The sequence below is a fragment of the Nostoc sp. ATCC 53789 genome, assembly GCF_009873495.1.
In the GTDB taxonomy this organism is placed as follows: domain Bacteria; phylum Cyanobacteriota; class Cyanobacteriia; order Cyanobacteriales; family Nostocaceae; genus Nostoc; species Nostoc muscorum_A.
Map to the genome: position 1 here is coordinate 191,547 of NZ_CP046706.1, position 11,726 is coordinate 203,272.

General features: G+C 37.9%; 2 protein-coding genes. Both read right to left on the reverse strand.

From position 1 onward, the window contains the following. Nucleotides 1-262: 262 nt before the first annotated feature. Nucleotides 263-1,615, reverse strand: a complete 1,353-nt coding sequence (locus GJB62_RS34235; protein ID WP_114085956.1) for a cytochrome P450 — start codon at nt 1,613-1,615, stop codon at nt 263-265. Between the two features lie 58 nt (nt 1,616-1,673). Next, the gene (locus GJB62_RS34240) at nt 1,674-11,708 is read right to left on the reverse strand and encodes an SDR family NAD(P)-dependent oxidoreductase (RefSeq protein WP_114085955.1); all 10,035 of its coding nucleotides are present in this window, start codon (nt 11,706-11,708) and stop codon (nt 1,674-1,676) included. Nucleotides 11,709-11,726: the final 18 nt, after the last annotated feature.

The window sequence follows — 11,726 nt, forward strand, 5'->3', positions numbered from 1 at the left end:
AAATCCCTCGATATAGCTAGGTAATAATCAAACATAAAATTAAATGCCTCTATTGCATGTTTATTTAGAGCATGATAAGTATGTTTAAACAGAATTATTTACATTCAGTAGACCAAAAAGCTTTCCAAAAGACTTACCAGCTATTGATTTTCCTTGGGAATGCAATAATCCGCCGATATAAGCTTTTAAGAGGATGTTTAAAAAATTGGGAGTTGAGTAAAAAATATTTTAAACATCCTCTAATAGTTTAAAATTCAGTTTTTTACAATACAACCATTTTTAATCCACCTTGAGGATAAATTGAGAAAATATCTCGTACTGGTTTTAAAGGAGGTTTGCCTACCAATTCCAATTGCCAATTCCGCAAAATATTAGCCAATACTAACTTCATTTTAAACTGAGCAAATGCCATACCAATGCAAGTTCGGTTACCGCCACCGAAAGGGAAATACTCATAATTTAAAAATTTATTATCTAGAAAACGTTCTGGCTTAAACTGTTTAGAGTTAGGATATAGTTCTTCCCGGTGGTGAATTAGATAAATACATGGATAAAGACAAGTTCCTACCTCAAATTGATGACCTCCAATTTCTATTGGCGATTTTACAATTCGAGGAAAAGTAGTTAGACCAACTGGATATATTCTCAAGGTTTCAGCACAAACTGCATTGAGATAAGGTAATTTGCTTATTTCCGTTGGGTCTGGATTATCTCCTAACTCATCTAATTCTTGCAATAACTTGGCTCTTATCTCTGGTAAGTAATGAATCCAATAATATGCCCATGTTATTGCTGCAGATGTAGTTTCATATCCAGAAAAGATAAGTGTCATTAACTCATCTTGCAACTCCTCATCTGTCATTTTTCCTCCATTTTCATCTCGTGCTGCCATCAGCATACTGAGGATATCATTGTTGTAATTGTTACAATTTTCTCTACGTTCTTTGATTTCTGCAGAAATGATATTTGCAATCTGACGTTGGCAACGTAAAAGATTACCCCAGGCACTCCAAGAACCCCAGTCTCTTCTAAACACATTGAAGAAAAGAGAGCTAGAAGCAAAGGGATTAGTTATAGTGGATACTATTTGATTAACTATCAATTTGAGTTGTTGATAACGTTCCGTTTTATCTGAACCCAGTAAAACCGTTAACATCGCTCGCAGCGTAATTTCTTTGACTTCCTTGTAAATAATCAATCTTTGACCAGGTTGCCAATTAGAAGTAACCTGCTTCGTTGCATGGCATATTAGTTCTCCATAGTTAGATATATTTTGACCATGAAAAGCAGGCATCAGTAGTTTACGCTGTCGTTTATGACTACTTCCATCAAGCAAGGTGACGGAATTGTTGCCTAAAAAAAATCCTGCTAAATCGTTAGCTTTAGCTTTTCCACTGTCAAAATACTTGTGTTTATCAAAAATTTCTTTTATATCCTTAGGATTACTAATAAGTACTAAAGGTTCAAAACCAATAGCTTTGAAGGTAAAAGTGTCTCCATAGCGTGCTCGACACTCTTCCAAAAATTCACAAGGATTATTAAGCCATTGCAATAAGTTCCACCAAGATGGTGTAGTGGGACCAGGAAGTAATGAGGATTTAGCAGTATTAATCATTTTAGTTATGCTGGATTTGGCGTAAATTTACTAATTAGACTTTGGACACTATTGAATTTCATTTTTCCAATTGATGGGTTTTCTGTGCTTGTTCAAGAGATATTTGCATTTGTTGAGCCAATACCTTGACATGAGGCTCACTCAGCATTGAAACATGATTACCCGGAACTATATGGATTTCCACTTCTCCATCAGAAAACTGATTCCAACCCCATGTTGGCTCTTGGAAAATGTGAGAATAACTTTCTTGCTCTGGATTTATCTCCCTCGCACAAAACAAAGTGATTGGAGTTTTATAAGTCTTTTCCGGTTCATACTTAATTTGACATTGAGTTTGGAAAACTTGTAATAAACCACGAACAATTTTGATATCTGTTTGAGCAGGCAAAAAACCAACTATTTCTAACTTTTGCTTGAAATAATTTAATTGTTGCTCCCAAGTTAGAGAAGTTAGAGTTTCATAAGATAAAAATAGATTTTCTCCAACAATATCTTCAATAACCTCAGCCATTCGACATATCCACTTTGCATTATCCCAGTTAGAAAAATCATTCTGATGATTAGCTTGAGAAGTTGGTGCAGGAGTATCTAAAATTCCAACATAAGCAACAGACTTTCCAATAAGTTGTAGTTGATTCGCCATTTCAAATACTACATGACTGCCAAAGGAATGACCAGCCAAGAAGTAAGGACCAACTGGTTGAACTGTTTGAATTGCTTTAATGTGTTGGGAGGCTATTTCTTCAACACTTTTATGAGGTTCGGTTTCACCATCAAGACCTTGTGCTTGTAAACCGTATAACGGTTGATTATTTCCAAGATATTGTGCTAAGTGGTGGAAGTAGAGAACATTTCCACCTGCTCCTGGTACACAGAACAAAGGTGGTAATGAACCGTTTTGTTGAATTGGTACTAATGGAGACCAAAGTTCGGCTCCGGAATCGGAACCAACAAGAAGTGCTAGTCGTTCAATGGTGGGATTTTGAAAAAGAGTGGCTAAAGGTAAATTTTTCTGGAATTGTTGTTGAATCTCGGACATTAGACGGACAGCTAGAAGGGAATGTCCTCCTAAGCTAAAGAAGTTGTCATGAATACCAATAGAGGGTAGATTGAGAACTTCTTGGAAAATCTCAACTAACTGACGTTCTGTTTGATTCCGTGGTTTTGTCTGCTCAGAAGTATTCAAACCTCCATATATAGCAGCAATTTGTTCCCGATTAATTTCTCCTCTTTGAGTAAGGGGTATTTGTTCAAGTTGGACAAAGTTAATTTGATTGGGTATCCCAAAGCGATCGTGTAGTTGTAACTCTTGTAAGGAGAGTGCAGCAAGTTCTGGTGTGGGAGAGGTGAAGTAAGCAGTTAATTTCTGCTTGGGCTGACAATCACGAATCAAATGTTCAACATTTGTTTTAGTTCCATCCAATCCGATTAATAGATTATGTTCCGAACCAGATAAAGCTGCTAAAAATGAGTAAAATCCTTGTTGAGGAGTAATAATAAAATAGCCCTTAGCACGACTGAGTTCTTGGAATTGATAGCCATGACTTATTCCGGTTTCATTCCACATACTCCAAGAGCAGCAATAGCTTTGGAAACCGTTTTGTTGTTGATAATCGCTCCATGCTGACTGAAAACTATTTGCTGCACTATAAGCTGCAACATTGGTTCCTCCAAAGAAACCATTTACAGAACAAAAGTGGACAAATAAAGCATTTTCTTTATCCTTGAGCAATTGATGCAATACCCAAGTACCGCTAACTTTAGGACGTAAAACAGCAGCGATATTTCCTGGGGTTTCTTTCTCGATTGGCGTTTCCTGAATAATCCCAGCCATATGAAATACCCCATCAAGTTGAGTCCTCCATTCTTGTGTTGCTTTTTCTACTACCTGTTGTAAACCTACTAAATCACAAATATCTACAGTTTGATAAATTATTGAACCTGGTAGTTTTTCTAATTCTTGATACCTCTGCAATTTTGTGCTAGCTTCCTCATTATTATCTTCAATTTGAGTTCTACCAACTAATATTAAATTTGCTTGATAATGTTCTAATAAGTACTTTGCAATAACAGTCCCAATTCCTCCAAGCCCTCCTGTAAGTAGATACGTTCCTCCTGGTAGAATCGGAATTTTTTGTTTTTCCTTAGCAGTCATATCTACTGGTTCCAGACCAGACACAAAACGTTCTCTATTGCGTATAGCAACTTCCAATTCTTTATCAGCAGAATACAGTTCTTGCCAAATATAACTATTGTTGAGTTCTGGTGCTAATGGTAAATCTAAATGACGAGTAGTTAACCAAGGCATTTCTTGACTAACAGTTTTAAGTAAGCCTAAAACAGTGGATTTTTCGGGTTGAATTTTATCTGTGGGATGAACTAATTGGCTTTGATTAGCAATCCATAATAATTTGACTGCTTGCTGTTTGCCTTGAATTTCTTCTAAAGCTTGTACTAAAAATAGTAAACTGTAAATTCCTTGTTGTTGAGTGGACTCTAAATTTTCCAAGCTAGAAATTTTTTCAGTCTGCTCGTTGTAGTTCCAAAGATGAAGAATTTGACTAATTACTTGGCTATTTTGCCTCAAAGAATCAATTAACAAGCGATAGTGTTGTGGATTTCCAGGAACAACAGAATAATGATTTGGGCTAATTTGAGCAAAATTTGAACCAATAGTAACTTGAGCATATGGTTGAACAGTTTGGGACAATTCCTCGGTTAATCTTGTTGCCAAACCCAAATTATCTGTAAATATTAGGGTTAAAGTTTTCTGAGAAGAATAATTGAGTAAAGTATTTTTACTTTCTTTAATTTGCCATACTTTACGGTAAAACCAGTTGGGAATAGTATTAGTATTATCAAGCAACAAGTCTACACGCTGTCTGAGAGATTTAAACTCACCACATTCAAAACGTTGCTTAAGGAGGGAACGTTGAATTTTACCGATGGAAGTTTTGGGAATCAGTTCTTTATCTATGGGTATTAAATAACTTGGATTTATCCCGCAGTATTTTATAACTTGTTCCCTAACCTTTTTCAAAAGCTCTAATAATTGATTCTTCTCAGATACATACGGAGTGAAAAAGATTACTAATTCTTCGGTATTATTGCTAGCAACGCAGACTCCACAGGCTGCGGTATAAGAAACTTCAACCTCTCCTAATTCTTCAACAACAGCTTCTATTTCATGACTATAATAATTAACTCCATTAATAATAATGATATCTTTTTGTCGTCCTGTAATCGTTAAGCATCCATCTTTTATAAATCCTAAATCACCTGTATTAAACCAACCATCTTCGGTAAATGCTTCCTTATTTGCTTTTGGATTTTGATAATAACCAGAAGTAACGGTTAATCCTTTGACCTGAAGTAAACCAATTTCACCTTCTGATAATACTTCCATGTCTTGATTGACTATTCTCAGACAAGTACCCCTAATCGGTTTTCCAAGATTTACAAAGGAATTATCATCTGAACTTGATAAGAGTGAAAAATTGTCAGAATAAGTAATACCAGAGGAAACCTCAGCCATTCCCCAAGATGGAGTCATAGCATCCCCAGGTAAGCCAAAGGGAGCAAGTAATTTCAAAAAACGTCTTGCTGTTGCTGCAACAATTTGTTCCGCACCATTTAACATCAAGCGAATAGAAGATAAATTCCAATTCTGCTTTTCTATTTCTTGAACAAAATCATTAATTAAACTATAAGCAAAGTTAGGAGCAAAAGTAACAGTGACACCAAAAGTATCAATCCAATCCAACCATCTTAAAGGTTTTTCAATCACTAATTGACTAGTAGCATGAATTTGTTTACATCCTAAATAAATATCCCGGATATGAAAATATATTAAACCTGCAACATGGTCTAAGGGCATCCAATTTAAGGTTATATCTTCTGGGGTAAAATTATTCATTTGTATTGAACCAATAGTCCTACTCAGTAGATTTAAATGGCTCAACTGTACCACCTTAGACATACCTGTACTACCGGAAGTAAGCATGAACAGTGCTAAATCTTCTGGTTGGGCATTATAGTAATCTTTATCTGTTGAGAACTTTTGTAAACTTTCAATAGTTTCTAACTTAAAGTTGTCGTCATTTAGATTTTGAGACCATTTCTTTAGTTCTGACAATGATTTTTTATCTGTTAAAATCAAAGGTCTTTCTAACATCTGCCAACTATTTTGTAATTTATTTAGATTGACATTGGGCTGGTCATAGCTTACAGGAATTACAACGGGTACGGGAATAAAGCCTCCCAACACACAACCCCAAAAAGCACTAATAAAATCTTTATTTTCTTTTAATTGCAAAATAACTTTATCTTGTGGCTTAATTCCCAGTTTTCTGAAGCCACCTAGAATTCTTTGAGCATCTTCTAATAACTGGGCATATGATTGAACTTGTTCGGAACCATCAGAGTTAATATAAGTGATTCCTTTGTGAGGAAATTTCCCAGCAGTTTTTTGCAGCATCTCCCCTAAAGTTTCTGGAGATGATTCTGGAAAGATTAATACTTCTTCGTGGCTGATGGCAGGTGATTTTATTTCTAATAGGGAACTACTCTCTTTTCCCCTAGCAGTTCTGGGAGTTTCAACTGGAGTAGAACCTTGATTGAAAATAGCTTGGATTGATGGTAAAAGTTCTTCTAAATGTATCGGAGAAATCGTTTTTACATTTGGCTCAATAAAAACAGCAACTTTATCAATTTCCGCCTGAGAACCTATTTGTTCTTCCCAAGTGTTAATTAACTCAGAATCAATTATGCTAATAGAAGCTAAACCTACTTCATCAACTTCTCCAAAACTTGTCAATGGTAAAGCAGATACTGGTACATAGATGCAGGGTAATGGGTATCCAGGTAACTGAGATTTTAAATAATGGTGTAAAAACTCCCTAGCCCAAGAACCATCTTTGACTACGTAAGCGACTAATTTTTGATTGCGTACCATTACATAGCAATCTTCTACCCCTTTCGCTGTTTGTAAAGCTTGTTCAATACGTTGTAGGTTAATTCGTTGTCCATTAACTGTGACAATTCGATGCTCTTTTCCTAGCAATTCCAGAGAACCATCGACTCGACGACAACCCCATTCCCCTGTTTTTAATAACTTACCCAGTTGGGTATGTTCTATGAAACTTATAAATTTTTCTGGTTCTGGATGTAACTTGTCTGGGAGTAAATCGCAATTCCCCAAATAAATTTCTCCTTCTACACTCAAAGGAACTAATTGTTGATGGTTATCTAAAATGTAAATTTGTAAATTATTTGAACTCAGGAAATGAACATATTTATCCAGCAGGTAAGTTGTAGCGATGTTATTGTAACTGTGCAGTACCTGCTCTTGCTCAGAATCTGTGAATAATGGTAATTCACTTATCTTTTGTTGGGGATTTTCTACAATCGCGCTACACAGATTCTGGAAATGAGCAGTCATGCGCTCAATAGTTGACCCATCAAATAAGTCAGTGTTGTATTCCCATGAACCCACTAGTGCTTCGGAAGTTTGCTGCATTGATACTGTTAAATCAAACCGGGCTGTTTCTGTTTGAGAACTCAATAAATTAAGGGTCACACCAGGTAATTCTAATTCACCCATGGGTGCATTCTGCAACACAAACATTACCTGGAATAAGGGTGCATAACTCAAAGAGCGTTGTGGTTGTAGTACTTCAACTACCTGTTCAAAAGGCACATCCTGATGTTCATAAGCTTCAAGTGTAGTTTCCCTAACTTGTGCCAGCAAATTCTCAAAACTGGGATTATCTTCAAAACGGGTTTTCAATACCAAAGTATTGGCAAAAAAGCCAATCAAAGACTCAATTTCACTGCAGTTGCGATTGGCAATGGGTGAACCAATTAAAATATCTAATTGACCGCTGTAGCGATAGAGTAAAGTGGCAAACGCTGCGTGCAGGGTCATAAATAAGGTAGTACCCGAGTTCCGAGACAGGGTTTGCAACTTCTCTTTTAAATCAGTATTTAAACTAAAACTTTGAGTAGTACCCCGGAAAGTTTGCACGGTTGGACGAGGACGGTCAGTAGGTAATTGTAACAATTCTGGTGCACCCTCTAACTGAGAAAGCCAGTAATTGAGTTGAGTTTCTAGTACCTTTCCACTTAACCATTGTCTTTGCCAAACTGCAAAGTCTGCATACTGGATTGGTAATTCTGCCAAGGGGGATGGTTTTCCTGCACTAAAAGCTTGATATAAAGTAGATAGTTCTTGGCTGAATATCCCCATTGACCAACCATCAGAGACAATGTGGTGCATCGTCAGTAATAACACATATTCTCTGGCATCTAACTGCAATAAACTACACCTGATTAGTGGTGCAGTTTCTAAGTCAAAGGGGGTAATTGCTGCAAGTTGTGCTTGTTGGTGAAGGACACTTTCCCGTTCTGTTGCTTCTAGTTGCTGTAAGTCCGCCACACTGATGTTCATGGTGGCTTCTGGGTGAATTACCTGTATTGGTGTGCCATTCACAGTTCGGAAGCTGGTGCGTAGTACTTCATGACGGCGGACTATTTCTGATAATGCTTGTTGCAAGGCATTAATATCCAACTTTCCAGTGACACGAATTGCTCCTGGCATGTTATAAGTGGCACTTGACCCTTCAAGTTGGTTGAGGAACCACAACCGGTCTTGTGCAAAAGATAGGGGTAATTGTTGGTTCTGTGTTCTTGGCTGAATGGGGGGAAGACTTAATGCGCTATTAGTAGTACGTAATTGGGTTAATGTTTGCTCTAATTGAGCTACAGTGGGAGAGGAAAAGACTGCACTTAGTTCTATTTCTACTTCAAAGGCAACTCTGAGTCGGGAAATTAATCGGGTTGCTAGTAGGGAATGTCCTCCCAATTCAAAGAAGTTGTCATGGATTCCAACATTTTGCACACCTAGAATAGAAGCGAAGATGTTGGCTATTATTTCTTCACCCGATGTACGTGGTGGGACATATTCATGTTCTCGGCTAATTTCTCCATCAGGTGCTGGAAGGGCTTTACGGTCTATTTTACCGCTGGGTGTCAACGGTAAGGTGTCTAAGATGACAAAGGCACTGGGCATCATGTATTCTGGTAGCTTTTGTTTGAGGAATTCACGCAGGTGATAGGTACTTAGTGATTCATCCTCACAGACTATGTAGGCTACTAAACGTTTGCTACCTGGAATATCTTCTATGGCAATGACAACGACTTGTTGGATTTGGGGGTGGGTACTGAGGACTGCTTCGATTTCTCCAAGTTCAATGCGGAAGCCCCGCACCTTCACTTGGTGATCGATACGCCCTACAAATTCGATATTACCATCCGGCAGCCAGCGGGCTAGGTCTCCAGTCCTAAACAATCTTTCTGCTTGTGCCTTTTTACTTTTCCCCCTGTCCTTCACAAACGGGTTGGGGATAAACTTTTCCCGCGTTAACTCGGGCAGATTTAAATACCCTTTTGCAAGCCCATCTCCGCCGACGTATAGCTCACCCGTAACACCAGGTGGCAAAAGATCGCCATACTTGTCGAGGATGTAAATTTGTGTGTTTGAAATCGGTTTTCCAATCGGAATCGTATTTCTTTTCAGATATTCTTCTAGAGCTTCTCCTAAATCTGCTCTTCGCTCGTCTGCCAACTGCAAATGTATTATTTCTTTATGCAGGACAGCAGTTTCCCTATCCCCTGAGCCACTAGGAAGATTTTTTAAAGCATCAAGTTTCTCTTTACTTTTTGCTTCAATTTGATTTGCGATTCTCAGTTTGACTTCAAAGCATGTAACATCAGCGGCAACTTCTGAAGAGCCGTAGAGATTGAACAATCTGGCAGAGCTGATTTTCTGGTGAAATTCCTTAGCCAAGGTTAGCGGTAAGACTTCACCGCTGCAAAAGACATATTTGAGATATCGAAGTTTTGTCAGTTGTTGGGGCGCATTTTCCAGTATCGCTTTTAATAGCGATGGAACGAGAACAATTCTAGTTACCTTTCGATCGCTCAACAGGCTCATTAGCCTGGGAATATTGCCCCGTATATCATCTGGAACGATCACAAGGGGAATTCCTTTGAGAAGGGGAGAAAATATTTCCGCAACATGATCGCCAAAATTGATGGATGTTTTCTGAGAGCAAATCTCATCTGCCCCAAATGGTAGCATTTCCCAGATCCAATGCAAGCGATTGACAATGCCGCGAAGCGTGCCGAGAACGGCTTTGGGTTTTCCAGTAGAACCAGACGTATAGATTGCGTATGCAAGGTCATCCAGTGTTGTTTGCCGATCCAGATTTTCAACGCCTTCCCTAGCAATGACATCCCTATCCCTGTCCAGGCAAACGATATGGGCATTTTGAGGGGAAATCTTTTCGAGCAGAGGCTGCTGGGTCAATATGATATGCACATTGGAATCTTCCTGCATGAACGCCAGTCGTTCTTGCGGATAGTTCGGATCTAACGGCACATATACACCACCAGCTTTAAGTATCCCCAACAGTCCTACAATCATATCAATGGAGTATTCTATGCAAATACCCACCAGCACTTCTGGTTTCACTCCCAGAGTTTGTAGATAATGTGCTAATTGGTTCGCTTTTTGATTTAATTGTTGGTAGGTTGATTGTTCTTCTTCAAACACCACTGCTATGGAGTTGGGGTTTTTTTCTACCTGTTGCTCAAATAACTGATGAATACATTTATCAGATGGGTAATCCGTTGCAGTGTTATTCCACTCAACCAATAACTGATGACGTTCTACTTCACTTAATAAAGGTAATTGAGCTACCTTATGTGAAGGATTTTCCACAATTGCAATTGCTGATAAAACAGTTTGCAGATATCCTAAAATCCACTCAATAGTATTTGAAGAGAAACGAGCAGTATCGTAACTAATCCTAACTGACAACTTATCCCCAGGAACTGCAACTAAAGTTAGTGGATAATTAGTTTGTTCAAAAACCTCTATATCACCTAAGTGTAATGAACCTTCTTCATTCAACAAAGAATTATCAATTGGATAATTCTCAAACACCACAATGCTCTCAAACAAAGGTATTCCACCTGGTATCTCAGAAGTAGCTTGAATATCAACAAGAGGAGTATAAAAATACTCTTGTAATTCAACCATTGACTGTTGTATTTTTTGCAACCAAGGTATGAGTTGCTCCTGGGTGGATACTTGTACTCGTAAGGGAAGGGTGTTAATAAACAGTCCTACCATATTTTCTATCTCAGAGAGGCTAGGAGGACGACCAGAAACAGTCACACCAAATACTACATCTTTCTCACCACTATAACGACTCAATAGTAAAGCCCAAGCAGCTTGTACTACAGTTGATAAAGTCACATGATGTTGTTGTGCTATATGAAGTAACTTCTGAGTGCATTCAGGGGATAAACTACTTGTTCTCTCCTGATAATCCGCAGTTTTATACTGTTGCTCTTTCAGAAATTGAGTTTTATCCATTACCAATGGAGTGGGAGCACTAAAACCTTGTAAAGTTTGTTGCCAAAACTCAATTGCTGCTGATTTGTCTTGAGAATTCAACCAAGCAATATAATCCTGGTAAGGACGTGGTTTTGGCAATTGGCAATTTTCACCAAGCAGATGTGCTTTATAGAAAATTAAAATTTCTTTAAAAATAATTGATAAACACCATCCATCCATAAGGATGTGGTGATGACTCCAGATAAATTTGTAATTATCTTCGCCTAGCCTGACTAACGTACACCGCATTAATGGTGCTTGGGATAAGTTAAAACCTTGTTCTCTTTGTGTTTGCAATAATTGTTTTAATTGTTGTTGTTGATCATTAGAAGAAAGTTCTCGCCAATCAAGAGTATTCCAAGGAACATTAACCTGTTTTAGTACTACTTGTAATGGAGTTTGGCGATTTTCCCAAACAAAAAATGTACGTAGAATTGAATGTCTATCTAAAACTTTTTGCCAAGCTCTTTCAAAAGCAGCAACATTGATATTCCCCTTCAAACCCCAGGTCATCTGTTCAAGATATACCCCACTATAAGGTGCATAAAGACTGTGGAACAGCATCCCTTGTTGCATGGGAGAAAGTGGATAAATTGAAGAGATATTTCTTCTAATTTCTTCGTTGCTCATTGTTCTCTCTTTTTTTAT